The 21731-nt window shown below is 47.4% G+C and carries 18 protein-coding genes; 1 reads left to right on the top strand and 17 read right to left on the bottom strand.

The genetic code is table 11. The annotated features are described in order from the left end of the window. Positions 1–20: 20 nt before the first annotated feature. From ABID13_RS25645 to ABID13_RS25565, 17 genes are all read right to left on the bottom strand, one after another. Positions 21–551: a YjbQ family protein gene (locus ABID13_RS25645; RefSeq protein ID WP_007858017.1), complete on the bottom strand. Its 531-nt coding sequence runs from the start codon at positions 549–551 to the stop codon at positions 21–23. Positions 552–564: 13 nt separating this feature from the next. Then, positions 565–1263, bottom strand: coding sequence for a triose-phosphate isomerase (locus ABID13_RS25640; RefSeq protein WP_330363633.1), 699 nt, complete (start codon positions 1261–1263; stop codon positions 565–567). A gap of 32 nt (positions 1264–1295) precedes the next feature. Beyond that, positions 1296–2144: a class II fructose-bisphosphate aldolase gene (locus ABID13_RS25635; RefSeq protein ID WP_007858033.1), complete on the bottom strand. Its 849-nt coding sequence runs from the start codon at positions 2142–2144 to the stop codon at positions 1296–1298. 297 nt (positions 2145–2441) lie between these two features. After that, positions 2442–3251: a mechanosensitive ion channel family protein gene (locus tag ABID13_RS25630; protein ID WP_007858047.1), complete on the bottom strand. Its 810-nt coding sequence runs from the start codon at positions 3249–3251 to the stop codon at positions 2442–2444. Between the two features lie 106 nt (positions 3252–3357). Further along, the gene (locus ABID13_RS25625) at positions 3358–5265 is read right to left on the bottom strand and encodes an ABC-F family ATP-binding cassette domain-containing protein (protein WP_048931210.1); all 1908 of its coding nucleotides are present in this window, start codon (positions 5263–5265) and stop codon (positions 3358–3360) included. A 26-nt stretch (positions 5266–5291) separates the two neighbouring features. After that, the gene (locus ABID13_RS25620; RefSeq protein WP_007858051.1) at positions 5292–6152 is read right to left on the bottom strand and encodes a hypothetical protein; all 861 of its coding nucleotides are present in this window, start codon (positions 6150–6152) and stop codon (positions 5292–5294) included. Positions 6153–6557: 405 nt separating this feature from the next. Continuing rightward, positions 6558–7682 (bottom strand): sugar ABC transporter substrate-binding protein, encoded by a 1125-nt coding sequence (locus ABID13_RS25615; protein WP_053095384.1) that lies wholly within the window; start codon positions 7680–7682, stop codon positions 6558–6560. Between the two features lie 59 nt (positions 7683–7741). Continuing rightward, positions 7742–8758, bottom strand: a complete 1017-nt coding sequence (locus ABID13_RS25610) for an ABC transporter permease (protein ID WP_007858054.1) — start codon at positions 8756–8758, stop codon at positions 7742–7744. A gap of 21 nt (positions 8759–8779) precedes the next feature. Then, positions 8780–10252 carry a sugar ABC transporter ATP-binding protein gene (locus ABID13_RS25605; RefSeq protein WP_007858057.1) on the bottom strand — a complete coding sequence of 491 codons (1473 nt, stop codon included), beginning with the start codon at positions 10250–10252 and terminating at the stop codon, positions 8780–8782. 19 nt (positions 10253–10271) lie between these two features. Continuing rightward, complete coding sequence (locus tag ABID13_RS25600) at positions 10272–11222, bottom strand: carbohydrate kinase family protein (RefSeq protein WP_007858058.1); 951 nt, start codon at positions 11220–11222, stop codon at positions 10272–10274. Positions 11223–11226: 4 nt separating this feature from the next. Then, on the bottom strand, positions 11227–12252 hold the full coding sequence (locus tag ABID13_RS25595; protein ID WP_048931211.1) for an SIS domain-containing protein: 1026 nt from the start codon (positions 12250–12252) through the stop codon (positions 11227–11229). 8 nt (positions 12253–12260) lie between these two features. Then, positions 12261–13919 (bottom strand): hydantoinase B/oxoprolinase family protein, encoded by a 1659-nt coding sequence (locus tag ABID13_RS25590; protein ID WP_007858060.1) that lies wholly within the window; start codon positions 13917–13919, stop codon positions 12261–12263. A 2-nt stretch (positions 13920–13921) separates the two neighbouring features. Then, the gene (locus tag ABID13_RS25585; protein WP_048931212.1) at positions 13922–15964 is read right to left on the bottom strand and encodes a hydantoinase/oxoprolinase family protein; all 2043 of its coding nucleotides are present in this window, start codon (positions 15962–15964) and stop codon (positions 13922–13924) included. Positions 15965–15985: 21 nt separating this feature from the next. Continuing rightward, a complete protein-coding gene (locus ABID13_RS25580) occupies positions 15986–17044 on the bottom strand; it encodes an ROK family transcriptional regulator (RefSeq protein ID WP_007858063.1) in 1059 nt (352 codons plus the stop codon). A gap of 282 nt (positions 17045–17326) precedes the next feature. After that, complete coding sequence (locus ABID13_RS25575) at positions 17327–18844, bottom strand: DUF4454 domain-containing protein (RefSeq protein WP_053095385.1); 1518 nt, start codon at positions 18842–18844, stop codon at positions 17327–17329. A 199-nt stretch (positions 18845–19043) separates the two neighbouring features. After that, complete coding sequence (locus ABID13_RS25570; RefSeq protein ID WP_048931213.1) at positions 19044–19361, bottom strand: hypothetical protein; 318 nt, start codon at positions 19359–19361, stop codon at positions 19044–19046. 158 nt (positions 19362–19519) lie between these two features. Further along, positions 19520–20557 (bottom strand): YeiH family protein, encoded by a 1038-nt coding sequence (locus tag ABID13_RS25565; protein WP_007858074.1) that lies wholly within the window; start codon positions 20555–20557, stop codon positions 19520–19522. A gap of 118 nt (positions 20558–20675) precedes the next feature. Here ABID13_RS25565 and ABID13_RS25560 point away from each other — a divergent pair, with 118 nt between their 5' ends. Next, the gene (locus ABID13_RS25560) at positions 20676–21533 is read left to right on the top strand and encodes a LysR family transcriptional regulator (RefSeq protein WP_007858076.1); all 858 of its coding nucleotides are present in this window, start codon (positions 20676–20678) and stop codon (positions 21531–21533) included. Positions 21534–21731: the final 198 nt, after the last annotated feature.

Raw genomic sequence — 21731 nt, 5'->3', positions numbered from 1 at the left:
CTCTCTATCTGTATCATGGGTTATTCACCCATCACAACAATCTTGCACTTCCTGGACCTGGCCCTCATTCTGTCAAAATCCACAAAGTATATGTAACCTGTAACCCCTACTCCCAGCTTACCTTCCTCCACCGGGAATACCTGGCTGGATCCCAATATGGTGGCCTTCAGATGGGCGTCCCCGTTTAAAAGCTGTGTCTTGTCCCCTCCCGGAAGATAGAATTCCACATCCGGCCACTGGGCCACTGCGTCAAAATGTGCCTGGCCCGGATACATGTATTCCCCTTCAGGCGGAAGCTTGGTCTGGTTTGGAATGATCTTCTGGAGGACATGGTCCAGGTCTGCCTGGAGATATTCTGTTCCATCCTCCGTCACATCATGGACAAATTCCTCAAAGAAAACCGAGCAGGTGGTATGGGGTGATATAACGGTTACGATCCCTTCCTTGATCCCGCTTTTGGCAACAGCTTCCTTGACCTGAGGTGTTATATTGATATAAGAGGGGGTACGGCCGTGTGACATCAGCCCGATCGTTTCCCTGTATACTGCCATTTTCTTCCTCCTTTTACTGTTCCTTTTTTTCTTGCTGCGCTCTCACGATCGCCTCTGCCATCTCCCTGACCCGAAGCTCCGGTGAGGGCGCTTTCAGAATGCCGGAGGTGGCGCCGGTTCCATCCGCTCCCAGCCTGATGACATTATAGCAGTCATCCGCCGTGCTGATACCGGAACCGATCATCACCAGGACATGGGGATTCACTTCTTTGATGCCCTTTACGGTTTCCACCACATAGGAGTCATCAGCCGCGGTCCCTGTACCGATCAGGTCCGTGGGTTCCGCCAGAAGGATATCCGGATCCATACAGGCCAGTGCCTTTGCCTCTACCGTGGAATCCGCACACACAATGGTCGTCATCCCCAGCTCTTTGGCCCGTTTGATGGCAGCATATAGGCCGCTTACTGTTTTCGGATTTTCCGCATGATTCAGGAATACGGCCGAGGCCCCCGCTGCTCTCAATGCATCGGGCAGCACATGCCCCATCCCTCTTCCGGGATACAGGGAATCCATGGACTGTGCCGTGATGATCAGATTCCTTGTATGTTCCTTTAAAAGGCGGAGATCTGCGTATGAGCAGGTAAAGTAGATGGGAAGCCCCGTATCCTCTGCCACCTCATCGGCCGCCCTGGCCAATTTAAGCAGTTCCTCATCATACAGATATGATTTGACATTAACAATTAAAAATGGACTGTTCACCTGTGTCATCATGCTCTCCTTTTCTTTTCACTCCACTTTTCTTTTCATTTCAGTGCTTCCAGGTAACGCTCAGTGCCGAACACATTGTAATAATGCTCCAGGCATTCCATCATTCCCTGGCGCTGTGCATCTCTGAGATCATAATATCCGTTTGCATGGCATTCTTTTGCACGGTTAAATGCGGCCACGATCAGATCCGTATAGATATTGATCTTGCTGATCCCGCCCTCTGCGCACCGCCTCAGGTTCTCATCGCCGGAGGAGGAACCGCCGTGAAGCACCAGGGGGGTGCGGACCGCGTTCCTGATCTCTGCCAGACGCTCAAAATCGATCACCGGCGTCCCCTTGTATGCCCCGTGGGCCGTTCCAATGGAGATTGCCAGGGAATCCACCTCTGTCAGGTCTGCAAATCGTTTTGCTTCCTCCACAGTGGTGTAGATGTTGTCGCAGTTTGCGGCATCCTTGTACTCATCCCCTCCGCCCACATGGCCGATCTCCGCCTCCACCACCGCTCCCCTTAAATGGGCATAGGCAACAATCTCCCTGGTCTGTCTCACATTCTCCTCAAAAGGCTGTGAGGATGCATCGATCATAACGGAACGGAATCCCTGGTCAATGGCTCTAAAAATCGTCTCCTTTGTCTGTCCATGGTCCAGATGGAGGACCACCGGCACCTTGGCCTTTTCAGCATAAAACCTGCCAATGGCCGCAGCCTCGTCAAAAGGCAGATAGGTCTGATGCGCTTCCGCAAAAGCCAGTATCACCGGAAGCCCCAGCTTTTCCGCCGCCGCAATGTGTGCTGATGCGGAAATCTGATCCACATAGTTTGGGGCCGGGAATGCAAAGTTATGCTTTCTCGCAGCCTTGAATAATTCTTTTGAAGTAACGATCATATATTCAACTCCCCTTCTTATACTTTCGTTAACATATTTTCCAGGATCAGATCCGTGTTTGCTGCAGTCAACCACAGAATATATCTTTTATCGTGTTCTAATCCTTAATAAAATTCTACCATAAGTAAACTTTACAAAAAAGATGAATGTTTTTCCGCTATTTTGGTAAAGTTTTAATTTAATTTAATTCTTTTCCTGATGAAAGGTAAATAATTATACTTTTTGCCGTAAAATTCGGAAATCACTGAAAAATAGGGCAAAAAAAAGAGGAGCAGCACTAGCTCCCCACTCCTCTTTTTATAATTCACCACTGGTACTTGTTACAACATGTACATGCCTGTATGGGATTGAAATCCCTTCCGCGTCAAAATTCATTTTGATCAGCCTTCGTATTTCGCTACACGCGGTAAAATTATCGTCAATATTCTCAGTCCACACCGTTGCCTTTAAAATGATCCCGTCCTGGGCAAGCTCCTTTACAGCCACATTCACCTTATTCCCCACGGTCCTATCCTCACGGATATCCGCCACCAGAGGATGGGATGCAATGGTGTCCCGCATCACCTCAATGGCATGGTCCAGGTCGCTTTCATAGCTGACTGCTATCTCCATGTAATTGCCGATATAGTCATTGTTATAATTACTGTTTTCCACGATTGCCTTGTTGATCACACTGTTTGGAATAATCATACGGCTGTTGTGATAAGTACGGATCACCGTGTGCCGGACCGTCAGGTCCTCCACAATGCCTGATATCCCCAGGCTGCTGATATTAACCTTTTCCCCAAGGTTAAAGGGTCTGGACCAGCTGAGCATAACGCCGCTGATCACATCTGCCAATACCTGCTGGGCCGCAAAACCCACGATCGCCACCAACAGGGAGGAACTGGTGAGCAGGGTGGCGCTTAACGCCTTTGTGGTGGTAAAAAGGCCGCTGATGCAGATACATGCCATGATGGACAAGAGTACCTTTGATATACTGCGCAGGAATTTGATATGAATCTGTTCCTTACGCTTTAGGATCATACTGAATATTTTATTGAGGGCAAACATTCCTGCACTCCATAGAACAGCTATGACCGCTATTTTAATGAGCAATAGTTCCATTTCAACATCCTTTCTTTTATCATTGCCGCTCTATCAGTCTAACATAAAGACCGGTGATTGACAATCCCGGTCTTTTTTGCAATCCTTTTTGCCTGTTTGCAATTCTTTATGGCTGAGTCATCCATCCCTCATACACGCCTGTCTCTTCTGCTGCTTCCAGCCACTCCATACACGATCCATGCCACCTTTCCCAACTCTCTTTATACCGGCGGCACAGGTTTTCATATTCCCCTTTCTCCTGCCATTCCCCGCCGTCCCAGAATGCTTTGGAATCTGTCCATGCATCATGCATTCCTTCCATGGAAGCGGCTATGGCTGCCATCTCTTCCCCTGCCGCATAGAGACGGTCCAGGACCGGTCCCATTTTCCAGTCTCTGTACGCCGCATCTGTGGAAAATTCTTTCAGCTGATGGCGCTCCGCCTTTGGGACTGCCCGCATCCCCGCGATCAGAGCCTGCTCCTCCGCTTTGATCTGGGCCGCTATGGGCGCGCCATCCCGCATCCTGTTCTTGCGCTCCAGGTAATGTTCATAGCCAAATGGGTAGTACATCACGGACTGGTTTTCAAATATCAGCACCGCGTCAGCCACCTGGCGGATAAAATACCGGTCATGGGACACAAACAGAATGGTCCCTGTGTATGCCCGGAAGGCTGATTCCAGGTTTTCTTTTGCCTGTATATCCATATGGTTGGTAGGTTCGTCCAGGATCAGGAAATTGGGACGGCTCTGAAGCAGTTCGGCCAAAACAAGACGTGACTTCTCACCTCCTGAAAGGGAGGCGACCCGCTTCTCGGCCTCCCGCCCGCCAAAGAGATATGAGCCCAGAATACTTCTGGCCTCTTTCTGGGTAAGGGAGGGAAATATCCCTGTAAAATGTTCAAATACAGAGCAGTCTGCCTGTATTGCTCCTGCCTGCTGGTCGAAATACCCAATAGTAGTATTATTTCCCAGTGAAAACTCTCCCTCCACAGGAGGAATAAAACCTGCAATGGTTTTTAAAAATGTAGTCTTACCCACGCCATTTGAGCCAAGTATGGCAATCTTTTGTCCCCGCCGGATCCGCATAGTGACCTCCAGCAAAGCTTTCCCGTAGCCGATCTTTAAATGTTCCGAAGTAAATATCCATTTGCTGCCGGGAATCTCCGGTGTGATCTCACCGGTAAATATATGGGTATCCTCCTCCAAGGGCTGTTCTACCCGCTCCATCCGGTCCATGGCTTTGCGTTTTGCCCTTGCAAACGCCGCTTTATTGGGTTTATGCTTAAAGCGCTCTACCAGGCCGCCCAGACGCTCCAGTTCCTCCTGCTGTTTCTCGTATGCCTTTTTCTGAAGACGGATCCGCTTTCCCTTTTCCTCTTTGTAGTGGGTGTAATTGCCCGGGTATCTGGTCAGACTGCCGTGGGACAGCTCGTAGACCACCTCTGCCGTGCGGTCCAGAAAAAAGCGGTCATGGGATACCATCACCACTGCCTTCTCATATCGCTCCATATACCGTTCCAGCCATTCACATGTCTCCATGTCCAGATGGTTGGTGGGCTCATCTAACAGCAGGATATCCGGCCTGCCAAGAAGAAGCCGGATCAGTGCGATCTTTGTCTGTTCTCCGCCGGAAAAATGGGAAATAGGCTTTTTCTTGTCCTCCTTTGAGAATCCCAGCCCGGTGAACAGGATATCATATTCCCGCTCGTATTCAAACCGTCCCCTGTCAAAACTGTCCTTGCAGGGGCAGGAGCTGAGAAGCTCCTCCTGCACGGTCCTGTCCATGTCTGAAAAGACCTGCTGAGACAGCATGCCTATCGTCACCTGCCTGGAACAGGTGATCCCGGGCCCCTGGCGCCGGTCATCCCGGTCCAGGGAAAGCTCGCCTGCGATCAGCTTCAAAAGGGTGGTCTTACCCGCGCCGTTCTTGCCAACCACCGCGATCTTCTCAGTTCCGTGTATCTGAAAATTTATATGGGACAGGATCACCTTCCCTCCCGCTGAAACAGTTCCATCCGTAATCTGATATAACATATTTGTATACTGGTACAGCTTGTGTACTAGTTCCTTCCTCCCTGTATACTGTCAATAAAACGTTCTGTCATTTCCTCACATTCAGGGTTGTCCGGATAAGAAAATGCCATTTCCATCACCATATCATCGATCTTTCGTGTGAAGTTCTGGTGCCCGTACCCCCATGCCTTATATTTGAAACCGCTGAATCCATGCCCGCCGATCACGCGCTCAGTCTCCACAAACGGTCCCGGATAGCGGTATTCATGGATCAGGTCATAATTATGCTTTCTCATCTGGTCCCCTGCTGGGATCTGAGGGTCATTGTCCTTATGATACCAGATAAACAGGGAATATCCGCCGTATTCTGCGGTGGCCGCTGTTCCAATGTCATAATAATTCTGCCCCCTGGCTTCCTCATCCCTGTACTCACTTACAATACTGATATCACTGTCCGGTGGGATCAGAAGTCGGTAATCGGACCATTTATTCACCAATGTGCTGTCGCTGAGCAGAGCCATCCCAAAAGGGATTCCGGTCAGTTCCCGGTCCATGGTTTTTGTCTGTGTCCCCTCTTCTGTCATCCACGCTCCCCATGGATCCACCTGGTACCCATCTGGAGTTGTGGTATTCTGGTACATATTCCCCTGGGAATCAAAACAATAACACTCCGCCGTCCCGTCCATATCCCCATCAATCCAATACCAGCCGTCTTTCAGCAGATCTCCGTCCGAGTACCTGTAGCTCCAGATTCCCAGGTGATCCTGCTCCCACTGCCCTGCCTGGGATACAATTCCGGATACCAGCCCGGTCAGCACCAGTACATTGCCCGCTGCAAAAGCCATGGCAGCTTTTTTTACAAGTTTTATCATTCCTTTTATCTTTCTGTGATTTATAATAGGATCCATTTTTCACACCTCCCCACTGGAAATTATACCACATTTTCCCTTCCTGCAATAACATATTTCATTTACAAACTTCTTACAATCTGTTCATATTTCATCTATATTCTGCTCACATTTTATGGATATACTATATTTTGTAAAGAACATTGCTTATAAGACTTTTTTTCATAATACAGCCGGAGGGAGAAATCCCTGCCGGCTCCTCCCTATTTATAGGGGTATTTTATCCAATATTGCGTTTTACCGTTTATGGTGGTACAATAAAAAAATCACACCAGTTCCGGGAGGAGTGCGGTTTTTCCCGTATCGCAGGTGTCCGGTCTCACATTGATCATCCCGGGAACACGCTGCGGCTGGTGTGATTTTGATGTTTATTTTGATGTTTTAGTATATAGATTTATATGTCTGTCAGTGTTTCCAATCAGCAGCTTCGGATGCTCTTAATACCTCCGGCATAATGACCACCTGATCTGCAGCATCCTTTCTCTGGTATGTTCCTGCCCAGATCTCATTGAGTTTCTGAACACAAGTGCGGGCATAAACCTCTGGGAACATGGCAATACTGGCGTAGAAGGTACAGTCAGGTCCCTCGTTCCTCATAATTTCCAGATGGGAACTGGTTGCATCATAGCCGATCACATATACGTCTGTTGCGCTTGCCGACTGAAGGGCATACCACACGGAGGTGGCACAGTCTCCCCAATTACAAAAGAACAGATCCACATCAGGATACGCTGCATACATATCCAGCGCCCACTGGTAGCATCCATCATTGGTACGGTCAGTGGTGCGGTTCTGGACCAGTTCTACCTCAGGATGGTTTTCCTTGATGTAATCGATAAAGCCATTGTTTCGCAATCCGCTGGTCATAATGGAAGGTTCTGCCTCAAACATGACAATGGTCGGTTTTTCCACTCCCTCCAAAGCTTTCATGGCTTCTTCTGCAGCCATCTGTCCTCCCAGATAATCATTATAAACAACATCCATGTCCGCATTTCCCTCAGATGCACAGCAGTCATAGTCCACAATCAGGATTCCGGCCTCATGTACCCTGTCTACCAGGGAAGACGCTGCAACGGTATCAATTGCTGTAAATATGATCCCATCCACTCCCTGAATGATCAGGTCTTCAATATTCTGCTGCATTTTGGTCCAGTCCCCATCCGGGTCATAGACGGTAGCCTCCCAGCCCAGCTGTTCGCATAGCCTCTTGCTAGTTTCTGCACAGGTGGAATTAAACTCTTGAGCCATGGACCATGGAACAATTCCTATCTTCTTTTTTCCCACATCCGTATAAGTCCAGTCTTCATCAAAACCTTCCAGATTTACAGCCTCCTGGGACAACTGCTGCTCTGATTCCGTCTCTGCCTTCTGTTGCGCTGCGTCCGTCTTTGACGTATCCTTCTCCTGCTCGCCCTGGGCCGCGGTTTCTCCCGATATCCCTTGTGTGTTCCCCGCAGTATCCTTTCCCTGACATGCGGTTAAAGAAAATGTCATGACTGCTGCTAAACATAATGCAATACCTCTCTTCATATAAAGTACCCCTCCTCTTTTGCTTGTGAAAGCAGCATCGCAACTGCTTTCCCTATTAATTATTTGTTCTTTTTGGTCCTGGTTGCCAGTTGAGATATCCACATGGAATAGAATACCGCAACAATCATCAGGATCCCTCTTGTGATCATCTGCCAATTAGAGCCGATATGAAGCAGATTCATTCCATTGGTGATCATGCCCATCATGACTGCGCCCAGAAGCACCCCTATAATTGTCCCTGAACCTCCATCCAGGGAAACTCCTCCCATGGCGCACGCAGCAATGGCAATAGTGGAATAGCCATCTCCGGCACTTGGAGTTGCGGCACCAACACGCGATGTCATCAGGATTCCAGCTATTGCAGACAAACCCGCACATATTATGTATACAATAAGCCTCACTGCTTTTACATTGATCCCCGACAGATAGGCCGCCTGGTAATTTCCTCCTGTGGCGTATATCTTTCTTCCGAAGGATGTTCTGGTCAGGACTAAAAAGGAAACTGCAAATATAAAGATCATTACCAATGTTGACAGGGGTATTCCTCCAACCTCTTTGTTACTGATATCAGTAAATGTCTTCGGAAGTCCTGTCACCGATGTATTATTAGCAAAAATATATAAAATTCCCCGTAGGTATATATCAGCTCCCAATGTCACAATAAAAGAGGGAATTCTTGTCTTTGAGACAATAAATCCATTGACCGCTCCAAAAACACAGCAGACCGCTACTGTAAACAATACTGCTGGCATAAGGGACAGCTGAAGTCCAAAAAAACCGTCTGTAATCAATCTGGCACATATCACGCCGCCCAAGCCGGCCATGGCTCCATTGGACAGGTCAAAGGTCCCTCCGATCATAGGAAACGCCAGAGCACATGATAAAATACCGTACACAACAATCTGTTTTGAAACATTCTTTATATTAGCCACGGACAGGAAGGTGCTGTTCTGTGACTGCACGATCAGACAGTATGTGACGATCAGGCATATAATACCTAATAACTCCACATAGCTGGAAGACCTGAACGTATCCCACAGGTTTGCAGGAAAGTTGGATTTTCTATCTTTTTTCATCAGTTGTACCTTCTTTCATTCCTAAATAGCCAATGTCATGACTTGTTCCTCAGTAACGACTTCCGTATTAATTTCCCCGGATATCCGGCCCTCCCGCATAACGATAATCCGGTCGCTTACAGCAATCAATTCCGGCAGTTCGGATGAAACCATGATAATTGCAAACCCTTTGCTGGCCAGGTCATTTATGATCTTGTATATTTCAGTTTTTGCCCCCACATCCACTCCACGGGTGGGCTCATCCAGCAAAATGACACTGGGATCCGGCGCCATGCATTTGGCCAGAACAACCTTTTGCTGATTACCTCCGCTGAGCATTCCTACTTTTTGCTGTGCCCCGGATGTCTTTATATTCAAATTTTCGATAAATGTGCCGACTGTCTGTTTTCCCTTTTTGCCGCTCAACAGCCCCATTTTTGAAATCCGGTCCAATATGGTCATCTGGATATTGTTCTGGACGGAATGGGAAAGTATAAGCCCTTTATCTTTCCGGTCTTCGGGAACCATGGAAAACCCTCTGTCAATCGCCGCCCTGGGAGACGTGTTTTTGATCAGCTTGCCTTTGTAGTAGATTTCTCCTTCATAGTTGTCCACACCATATATGGCCTGCAATAATTCTGTGCGGCCGGCTCCGATCAAACCGCCGAATCCAACCACTTCCCCGGACCGGACCTGGAAGGACACATCTTTTACCCGCTGGCTGGTCAAATTTCTTACTTCAAGGACAACCTCTCCCGGCTTGTTGGTTTTCTGTACAAACTGCTGCCCGATATCCCTTCCGATCATCATTTTTATAATGTCCTCCACCGCCACATCCTTGACCATTGCTTCTCCGGAATAGCGTCCATCTTTCAGTACATATATCCGGTCCCCTACCGCATAGATATCCTCCATCCTGTGGGAAATAAATATAATGGAAACCCCTTCCTGCTTCAGTTTTCTGATGATGTCATAGAGCATCTTAGTTTCATCCAGTGTTAGTGCAGCCGTTGGCTCATCCAATACAATAATTGATGAATCATAGGACAATGCCTTCATGATTTCGATTAACTGTCTTTGAGCCACGGAATATTGACGGATCCTGGCATCCGGATTATAATGGATGCCAAGGCGTTCCATCAACCGGTTTGTCTTTTCCGTCAATGCTTTATAGTCAATGAAACACCCCTTTTTATCATATCGGCCCACAAATATATTTTCCGCAATTGTCATATCCGGAATCTGCACCAGTTCCTGGTGGACAATACTGATTCCCTGGCGGTACGCATCGATCGGCCTATTTATATGGGCAAGCCTTCCATGAAGATAAATTTCACCTTTCGATGGTTTTTCCACCCCTGTGAGAATTTTCATCAGGGTGGACTTTCCTGCACCATTCTCTCCGCAAAGACATAGGACTTCTCCCTTTTTCAGGTTAAAGTTCACATCCAGCAGTGCGTGTATCCCCCCATAATCCTTGGAGATATGCTTCATCTCAAGTATATGATCTTCCATTTGCTCACCTCCTGCTCCCCTATGCCAATTGCTTCATCAAATCCATGATTTCGTTTTGTGTAGGCGGATTCCCGTAATACTTGGAAATAAATACAGAGGCAAAGGTTGATGCAAATTCCAATGCGTTCCTGGAATCCATCCCGATCTGGAACATAGCATGGAGAAAACCTATATTAAACAGATCACCGGCTCCTACTGTGTCCACAGGTGTCACCGGATATGCTCCTGCCCGGAACAGCTTATCGCCATCGATCAGCGCAGCCCCCTCCGCTCCCAGTTTTATGATACACAGCCGTCCATCACCCGAACCATGAATTCCCATCATTTTCTTTACCTGTATCACGGCCTTGTCAAAACCGGTTTCTCCTGTGAGGGCATGCAGCTCCGATTCATTCATAAAAAGAATATCAATTTTGTTTAGAAAGTTTGTAAGCTGATTTTTATGACTCCAGGTATCATCCGACCAGATCAGGTCGGTAGAAACAATCTTCTTTTCTCCCTTCCAATATTCAATGCACTTTATCAATCGTTCTTCCTCAACACGGGGCGGAAGGCACCAGCCGCCTAAGAAGACGATATCTGTTCCGACATTGCTCTTTATCATAGTACTCTCAATACATTCCAGAGTTCCCTTATAGGTAAGCATAAAACGTTCTCCGTCATTTCTCAGGCATGCGTACGTCTTGCATGTACTTTCCTGATCCGTAATTTCAATATTCCCGGCGTCCAGATTGAGTTCCTGGATTCGGTTCAGAATAAAACTTCCATCTTCATCTTTTCCAACAATGGAAAAAATCCTGAAATCACTGTTCAGAGCGCTTGCCCCCACAGCCATATTGCCGATATTTCCTCCGAGACGTAATATGGGTTTTCCAATTTCCACTTCCTGACCCCATTCCGGTATGCGGGATAAACCTGGTATAATAATATCGACTGTCAAATCACCGATCGCACCAATTGTCCGTGCCATATAGTCACTCCCTTCGTGTCACCTTTCCCACTAGGGAAGGCTGCAGGTCATCCATCCCCCGTGCCTTTGCAAATCCGGCAAATATCAGCTGCATTCCAAGTGTAAACAAAACACTGGATATCTCAATGGGGCTTCCAGGCAGTCTCATCACCGGTATGCCGCTCACAAACCTGTGCTTACTATTTGTTAAAACCGCCACCTGTTTCCCGCTCTGCCACAGTTCCTCCGCCAATACGGATTTTCGTTCCAGTGTGTGATCGTCCGGAATCAGAAAAAGTGTTATAATTCCTTTATTTTGTGTAAGTTCAATAGCACCATGGCGCATGACTCCTCCAACCACCGGAATCCCCACTGTCTGTGTCTCGTGAAAGTCCTGGGCATATTGTTCAACAATTCCCGATAGATACCCCTGGCCCTCGATCATAATTCCGCTGGATTTCGCGATAATCATACCTATCTTATCCGCCTGTCCTTCCAGCTCAATCACAGCTAATGCCAAATGACAAACCTGTTCTAACAATCCATCCAACGAGACACTTGGCTCATAGCCCAATCCCACCGAGATTGCCAAGGTATAGAGTTGTGATATGGTAAAGGAAGCAGTGTTAGAAAATGCTTTCTCCCGGGCTTCAAATTCCAAAAGGCAGGAGGCTCTCCTTGCAAGCATACTCTCCCTATCCTCCGTCACCCCAATTACCGTTCGTTGGTCATTAATGTTTTCCAGAAGACGCCTTGTTTCCGCCGACTCTCCTGACCTGCTTACAACCACCAGCGGACGGTCATCCATCTCTTGAGGATACCAGTAATCCAGAAGGTCGCATGTATTGATTAGCTGTACATGACTCTTTTTCTGCATGTTAAGGAGGTAATACGCACTTTTTAAAGCAGACAAGGAGGTGGCGATCCCTGTCATGAGAACGGAGTTATCCCGAACCTCAGACCGGACTTTTCCGGGAATGGATAATATTCTTGATCTGTGGAGGGCAAACAGTTTCGGCTGGCCCAGAATGTCATTTGTTAAATCTGCCATATCTATATTTACCCCTCATATCCGTATAATTCCTGTGCCTTTTCCCGGGTTACTTTCTTACAGGCGATATCCTGTTCCAACTTCTTCCTATCCCGCTCCAGAGGATTTCCATAGCCTGCCCCACCGCCAAGAGCCATCTCTACCCGATCTCCTGCCTTCAACACCGCATGGCCTTTTGCTCGCATATGTTCTACTAAACCGTCTGCACGCTGTATCTTCAAATATGCTGTCGCTCCATCCTGCCCTCCTTTTGCACCGCGTGCCGGATATTTGAAACGGTCGGAATAAAATGTCATGTCCACATGGTCTTTAAGGAACTCATATTCCCTGATTGCTCCCAGACCTCCTCTCATCTTTCCCGCTCCTCCTGAATCGGGACGCAGATCATACCGAAGGATCCTGAAAAATTTCTGGGCAATTTCCAGGGATTCGACAGGGGAGTTCTTGCAGTTACCCAGGGGATCATCAATCAGATCCGCCCCGTCATTATACATTCCGGCCCCATAGCCGCCTCCCAGTTCATCGCTGATGGCCACAAACGTATCCCCCTGCCACTGAAGATTGATCTCTGTACGCTGGTCATATCCTTGCGCAGGCACACGTTCCGGAAGCACATCCTCAAATGCCTTTAAAATCGACTGGAATACCCTCATGATTATAATATTTCTTCCCTCCACAGGAGCATATTCCCTGGGATTCAGGATGCAACCCTTGGGTGCAGTAACATGAATAGGTCGGTAAGCCCCATCATTAATGGGCACAGTGGGATCGGTCAGGATCATCTTTAAAGCTGAATAAGTGGCTGACACCGTAGATGCAATGGGACAATTGATTGCAGTCACTACCTGGTCGGATGTGCCTTTATAATCAACCATCATAGAATCCCCCTGAACCGTTACCTTTACCTTGATAATAATCGGATCATCATGGATCCCGTCATCATCTGCCATACACTCCCCATAATAATCCCCGTCCGGAATCTGTTCAATGGCTATTCGCATGGCCCGCTCCGCATAATCCAGCAGCTGTTCGGAAACTTCCATGAATTCATCATATCCGTACCGGTCCACAAATCCATGTATCCTTCTCCTTCCGGTCTCGTTCGCTACCAGTTGTGCATTAAAATCACCGATGGTATCTTTGGGAAGCCGAAGATTCGCCCGCAGGATCTGCTCTAAAATCCCTCCGTTCCAATCCCGGGAAAGCGAAAATTTCATAGGGGTAAAACGAAACCTCTCCTCAAATATATCTCTGGCATACAGATTGAATCCCGCCGAATGACCAAGATCAGCGTGGTGGCCGGCACTGCCCGAGAAGGCAACCAGTTTACCCTCATGTACAACGGGGGAAAACATATAGACGTCTGATTGATGCTGCCCTCCGTTATATGGGTCGTTGAGAATGATCACATCATCCTCTGTCAAGGCGGACGTGTCTACCTTACTCAATGCCCCTGTCAGCGCTGAACTGACGGAATTCATATGAAGAGGGATATTCTGGGACTGTGCCAGTACCCTTCCTTTCGCGTCCGCCAGAAAGGTAGAGGCATCTGCTGCTTCGCGTATAACAGTGGAATATGCACTTCTAAGCATATCTGCACTCATTTCTCTGGCAACTGCAAGCAGGTTGTTCGTAAGAATATTAAATAACGCAATATCTTTTGCCATAATTAATTCTCCTCCCTTTTCAGCAACAAGCTCCCGTTATCCTGCAGTAATCCAATCCAGTTCTTCGGGATAAAGCAGGTAGTCGTATCATCCTCAACCACAGCCGGCCCCTGTATCCTGGCGTCCTGTGGCAAATTTGACCAGGTATAGAAATCACAGTCGATCCATTCCCCATCAACCAATACTTTAGAACATGTTGTATCGTAGCGGTCTGTCTTTGCATTATATTTCATGCTTTCCAACAGTTGATTATCCTGGGGTATCACAGTTTTTAGACGATAGTTGACTATCTCCACATCATTGTCCGGTGAATTGCAGCCGTATCTTGCAAGATGCTTTTCATGAAACACCTCTGCTAACTTTCCAGCACTTTCAGGAATTTCATCGAAATCCAGCTGAAGTTCAAATGCTTGTCCCAGATATCTTGCGTCCACCGCATATTTAAAAATAATCTTTTCCCTGTCGAATCCGTAAGAAACCATATTGTCTGCCGCATGTTCTTGTATTTGTGAAAACTGTTCCCTGAGCATTTCCGGCGTTGTATCAGTGCATCGTGTAACATGTGTCTGTACATAATCCCTGATCACATCCGCCACCAACAGGCCAAAGGACGAAAGAATGCCTGCATAACAGGGCACAAGCACATTTGTGATTCCCAGCTCTTGGGCGATATTGGCTGCATGAAGGCCTCCGCCGCCGCCAAAAGCAACCATTGTATACTGGCGGGCATCATACCCCCGTTCTGTCGAAACCAACCTCACCGCCTGCATGGTATTTGCCTCCATGATCCGGATCACAGCCTCTGCTACCTCGTCCGGTGACGCATGTACCTGATCTGCCAGCTCAGCCATGACATGCCTGGCATTCTCCACGTTCAGAGGATAATTGCCTCCTGCAAAATGCTCCGGACGTATAAATCCCCTGTATGCCAGCGCATCACTCACCGTAGGCTGATCGCCACCCCGGTCATAGCAGGCCGGTCCCGGAATTGCCCCGGCACTTCTGGGGCCAACCTGGAGCATACCTCCATTATCCAACCATGCAATACTTCCCCCGCCTGCTCCTACTGTCACAATATCCAGCATTGGAACAGCAATTGCAGAACCGTCAATCTTATTCTCCGTTGATACCAGAGGCTCCCCATTATTAACTAGGCACACGTCCGCACTCGTTCCCCCTATATCCAGGGTAATAATATTATGAATCCCCAGCTGACGCGCCATAAACGCCGCTCCCGTCACACCCGCAGCAGGGCCGGATAACAGAGTCCTGGCAACTTCCTTCCGCAGTGCTCCCATGGGGATGATACCTCCATTGGATTGAGTGATGAAAATCTCTCCCTTAAAATTCCTATGCTTTAAATCCCCGTATAATTTCTCAATATAATTCACCATAACAGGCGCTATATAAGAGGTGATTGCCACAGTGCTGGATCGTTCATATTCCCGGAACTGGGGAAGTATTTCATAGGATGCAGTTATGATGGCATTGGGAAGCTCTTTTTCAAGTATCTCCTTTGTCCTGGCCTCATGATCTGCAAACGCATAACTGTGGAGATAACATATTCCCACAGACTTGACATCCTCCCTTTTTAACTCCTGGGCAATGGACCGTATCTGATCTTCCTCCAAGGCCTTCAATACATCACCATCTGCAGTAACCCGCTCTGTTACAGGATACACCATATTGCGCGGTATGATCGGCTTACGCCTCTGGTAAAACAGATCGTAAACATTTTCCTTATCTCCCCGCTGTATTTCAAGGACATCTGCAAACCCTTCCGTCACCAGCAATGCTGATTTTACACCCTTTCGTTCCAGGACTGCATTGGTGGCAACCGTTGAACCGTGAAGCATCTCTCCCATGTCACTCCATTCCGGTATCAGTTTATCCGCACCTTCAATCACTGCCTGCTCCGGCTGTGCCGGGGTGGATGCAACCTTTAATGTCTCCAGTACAGACCTTCCGTCTTTTTCCTGGAAATAGATAATGTCTGTAAAGGTGCCCCCTATTTCGGCTGCAAATTTCCTTTTTACATGTTCCATAATGTATCTCCTTTCATATAATTATGCTTTAATTATCTGCACAGCTGCTTCAATTTTGTTTCTGCAAAGCGATATAATACCATCCAGATTCTTTTCCGCGATCACATCATCAATGATGATTGCCGGGACATAATCGCTGTGGATATAGTTGGAGATTTCGGACTGTATCTTAGGTATGTCATCCTTTGACAGATGAGGAGTTGCCACTACCATCAGGTCCGGATCCATGACACAGCAGATGTTAACAAGAAGACGCGCAACCAGAGTTATGATACCATCTTTATTTCCCGTCTCAAGAGCCTGCGCAAGGATCGCATCCGCACACCCGCATTGATTAGGCTTTCGGTTATACTCTCCCAATGCCATATAAGCCAGCTCACCTGCAAAACTGTTACAGCTGTTATAAAGCTTTCTGTTAATGATAATGGCTGAGCCGATATGATCCAGAATACTTATATACGCCATATTCTGGTTGTTCTCATGTAAAAACTGGCTGCATGCCCCCATGGTGGCTGATTTAATGTCATTTTCAATCCATACCCTGCATGGATATTTCCTGGATATCAGATCCTTTAAATCCATCCCTTCCCATTCAGGAATGGCCGGAATATTATAGATCCTGTTGTTGGTAACAGTACCGGGAACCGCGATTCCAATTATCTCAATCCGTTCCGCATCGATTTTACGGGTCATGGTTTCCAGCACCTTAAGCAGATTCCCGGACCAGTCCAAGTCCTGATTTCTATGGTAAATCTGCGAAATGATCTCCTTTTCCATAATATTGGTAATTTTACAGTGAAATTGGTCTCCCTGGATATAGATGCATACAATATATCCCTTGTTTTCATTCACTTCATAGACTCGTGCTCTGCGTCCTCCTGTGTATGTGCTGATGCCGGTACATATTACCGACCCTTTCTCTTCCAGACTTCGCACCACTTTATTCACGGTCTGCAGACTCAGTCCTGTGGAATCTGCAATCTGCACCTGTGACACTCCAGGGCTTGATGCAATTGCATTCAAAACAATATTCTCATTCACCTTCTTGATTGTCTGGGGTTTGCCAACATATGTATCCATTCTTTATACACCTCATTTTTCTTTCACTTATAAGACCCATTCTTCTTCAATAAACTTTATATACTTTATTTATTAAGTTATTTTTATTATAGCACACGCTAAAACCATGTCAATATGATTTGTACAATATCGTGTTAATTCCCAATTATACACATATTTTTTAGTCAATTCGCCAGCTTCTTATCAATCTTCAAACTTTTTAAACCTACCAAAGTCTACAAATCTCCCCACAAAAAAAGAAAACCTGGCGGCCAGTTCCACGCCGTCAGGCCAATCTGATTCTCAATCCCCCAGATAATAAACAGCTGTAAAATGTCCCCTGCTGTTATAATACAGGTGATTGCCAAAAACATCCGTTTCCCCCCCGCTTCTCTCTCCGGCCCCTTTGGACGCAAAGATGAGACGCTGGTTCTCTGAGGCGCCCTCCAGGCTTACATCTCCCCCTGTGACCGCTCCTTTCAGCAGGTAAATATCTCCACGGTAAACGGTTTTCATCACCGTGTCCCCGCTGGTCTGCCACAACTGATACGTCCCGCTTTTATAATCCGCCCATAAGCCGGTCTCACATCCTTGGTCTTCAGCATACTCCCTAAGGATATATCCATAGACTGGAGCGGCCGCGTTTCCGCTGGGATCCAGAGTCAGGATCCCGGCCTCACCTGTCAGCTCATCCAATACCACTTCCACCTCTTTTCCAGCCTTCACCCCTTCCAGCTGTTCCGGTGTAATAGATGCAGGAACGGAAATACTTCCCTGGACCACATAATATCCGCCCATATCTTTTGCCTGTGTCAGGTCCGCGCTTAAGCCGGTTTCATCATATTTACCCAAATAAGAAAGGTAGGGGGCAAAAGGCAGGTCCTCTATTCCATAATGGTTGCTGCCATCCAGCATGGCCCGGTTTGGATCATCTTCCATCTCCTTGATAAGGGCAACGTTCTTTTTTTCCACATCTGACAGGATATCCTCTGAAAATGCTCCCGGCTCCGTGGTTCCCCTGTACCAGGAGTATGTTTCAAAATATTGCCGCAGCACCTCGTTCTGGAATATCCGCCCATGAAGGGCATAGATCTCATTTCTGAGCAGCCACAGATCCTCTGTGGGATACATGCAGAGATCCGCCTTGGTCAAGTACCGGAACATCAGACCGGAGCCCTGGAAAACACTTGAGGGGTAATAATCCCCATCCAGTTCGCGCAACCCTTTCACAGAGATATACGGGCCTGCAGGACCATCCAGGCAAAAGCGGATCTCACCGGATTCTGCCTGCATGTAACTGCTCCCATCCGGAAATACAGGCTCTATCTCATAGGAACGCCTGCCCTTTTCCGTGGAGATCTCAACCGATGCAATACTGTCATAATAAGAGGAATGATCTGCATTGCGCATGGAAAAGGCGCACTGTATACGGTCTGATTCCATCCCCTCCCGTGTCAGGTCAAAGGATACCTGGTAACGGATATCCCCTGCTTTTAAAAAGGCAGCGGACAACAGTTCATTTCCGGTTTCCAGGTTCTGTATCGCCTTGATGTGAAAACCGCCATCTCCTTGATCCCTTTCTTCCCCTTGTTTCAGGGGATTCCGGGCAACTTCCTCCTGGCTTTTCCCCCTTTCCTCTGCATCGGATACATCACCGCTTTCCTGTGCCGCGTTCTCTTTTTCCCAGCTCCCCTGTTCCCGGTTCTCCTGTTCCAGACGCTCCTGTGCCAATCTTTCATTGCCAGCGCCGGACTGACAGGAACACAGTGCCAGACTAAATACAGCCGCATATAGTGCCATAGTTCCCTGTTTTTTTCTCATACTCCCATCTTCCTCCCGCAAGAAAAACAATTTGTGACCCTTATCTCAAGTATACACCTCTCCGGTATGGCGGTGTATTAATTTTTCTTTGCGATTTTGCAAATATTGCTTACTGAAAATCCCATGCTCTTAGATGATCCTACATGGCCCCGCAGAACCCTACATAATCCTACATGGCCTTAGATGGCCTTAGCTAATCTTACATAGTCCGGCGGATATGATCCTCAATAAATGAGTCCATCTCATATTCCGGAACCTGCAGCGCTTCTGACAACATGCCGTAAAGTTTGCCCCTGGCTTCCCCGGCCATGGCATCTTCCTCAGGTGAGGGGTATCTTCTGGCCGACTTGTCGTTTCGCCTTATATAATGTGTCTTTATAACCTTAACCCACTCAACCGGATCATCAGAATGCAGCGCCTCCTGGTAAAATTCAGACCGGACCTTATCGGCGGCCACCTGAATGGTCCTGATATACGGCATTCGCTCAACTAACTCCAATGCATCTTCTCTTGTCATGTGTTTCCTCCATTCTGTTTCAAATTTATGTTACAGAAGCTTTTATAATAAAAAGGAGCAGCCTGACAACTGGACTTACACCGTCAGGCTACTCGCTGTACTTATATTATACTAAAAATAATCCTATTTTTCCAGACATTGATCCGGATCATACCGCATCAGATAATGCCCATAAAATACTCCACACCAATGGCCACAATCACCACCAGAGCCGAGATAATAAATCCATGGAGCATGGGTGCTGCGCCTGACTGGTACATTTCCTTAAAACTCGTATTCAGGCCAATGGCACCAAGGGATGCCACCATCAGGAATTTACTCATCTCCTTTAGGGCCAAAGACAAGGACGGTGAAATGAATCCCAGGCTGTTTATAAACGCCAGGGCCAGAAATCCTAAGATAAACCATGGAAACAGGGATGAGAATTTTATATTTGCCCTTATATCCCCATTTAAACCTGTTGCCGCCGCTTCTTTGCGCTTGAGGCGAACCTCAATCAATGCAAAGATGATCACCGTGGGTATGATGGACAATGTGCGCGTCAGCTTTACCATGGTGGCAAAATCACCTGCCGCCTCAGAAAAAGCATATCCTGCCGCCACAACACTGGAGGTGTCATTGACTGCTGTTCCCGACCACAATCCATAGGCCATATCGCTCAGTCCCATTGCCCTGCCCATAATGGGAAACAACAGAATCATTGCCATATCAAACAGGAAGGTGGCAGACATGGCATAGGCAATGTCCCTGTCCCTGGCATTTACCGCCGGTGCAATGGCGGCTATGGCCGAACCTCCGCAGATACCTGTTCCGGCCGAGATCAGATTTGATAACTTCCAGTTTAATCCCAATGCCTTTCCCACAAAGTAACCGCCTCCAAAGCAGGTGAGCAGCGTAAAACACATCACAACCAGAGAATACCGGCCCACATGCAGGATGGTCTGTATGCTCAGGGATGCTCCCAGCAGTATGATGGCAAGCTTCAGGATCTTTTTCGATGTAAATCTGACTCCCGCTTGTGCGGCAGGTACCGGCCTCCAGAAATAATTCAGAAGCATTCCCAGAAATAAAGCAATGACCGATGCGCCAATGAGATGGACAGGCAAAAGGGACTCCAGAACCACTGCTGCTGCGGCAATGGTCAGGGAGAGTAAAAACCCGGGTCCGATCTCATATATTTTTTTCAAACAGTCCATACTATACACTACCTTTCTTTTTTTGTCCTCATTACTATAACAGCCCTTTTCGATAATGTCTAATTATCATTTTTTTATCTTCGATAAATTAATCTTATCACAAACAGGAGGAGTCTTTATGCTTGATTATCGGATGGAAACATTTCTGACCTTATGCCAAACCCTGAATTACCGCGCCACTGCCCAGATGCTGCATATTACGCAGCCGGCTGTAACCCAGCAGATCCACTGTCTGGAGGATTACTACGGGTGCCGCCTGTTCTCCTACGACAAACGTCATCTGTCCATGACCCCGGAAGCTGAACTCATACGCCGGCATCTGAATTCCATGAATTATCAGGAAAAACACTTACTGCGCACCTTAAAAACACCAAAGGGTCATGAATTGAAGATCGGTGTCACAAAAACCATAGGGGAATATGTGATCACAGCCCAGGTGGAAGGTTTTCTGAAGGAAGAAAACAACCGCATCAGCGTGGAAACGGACAACACTAAGCGGATCCTGGAATATCTGGATCACGGGGAAATTGATTTTGCACTGGTGGAAGGCTTTTTCAGCCGTTCCAAATACCAATGCAGGCAATATCTGAGGGAACCCTTTGTGGGATTCTGCAGTTTGGGACATCCCTTTGCCGGAGAGATCATCCCCATGGAACGGCTGTTTCAGGAAAATATCATTGTTCGTGAAAAAGGATCCGGTACCAGGAGCATATTAAAAAGGATGCTGGAAGAAAACAACCATACCCTGTCTGACTTTTCCCGTGTCACCCACATAGGAAACTTCAGGCTGCTGCAGCACCTTGTGGCCTCCGGGTGCGGCATTACCTTTGCCTACCAGGCGTTTGAAAACAGTCATTTCCCCATCTCCCCGTTCCAGGTGGATGGGTGGAACATATCCAGGGATTTCTATTATGTGTATCTTCCCAATACCAGCGCACTGCAATCGGTGGAGTTGTTTGAGGCTTACCGGGTATGATCCTTGGGTGATTCTGTACTAACTATACGAGGGAATTCCAGAGAAATTTCCTATGATATCATAAAAAGGTTCCAAGACACGTTAAACCGTATCTTGGAACCTTTTTTATTGTGTCACAGTAAAAATAAACCACCTGCTCTGCAGGTGGAGGGAATATCTTCAGATAAAAGCAACTCCTGTGCTAAACTAGATGTAGGT

The sequence above is a fragment of the Enterocloster citroniae genome (genome assembly GCF_040545455.1).
In the GTDB taxonomy this organism is placed as follows: Bacteria; Bacillota; Clostridia; order Lachnospirales; family Lachnospiraceae; genus Enterocloster; species Enterocloster citroniae.
Note: the sequence above shows the minus strand (reverse complement) of the source record. Positions and strands in the feature narration are given on the sequence as shown.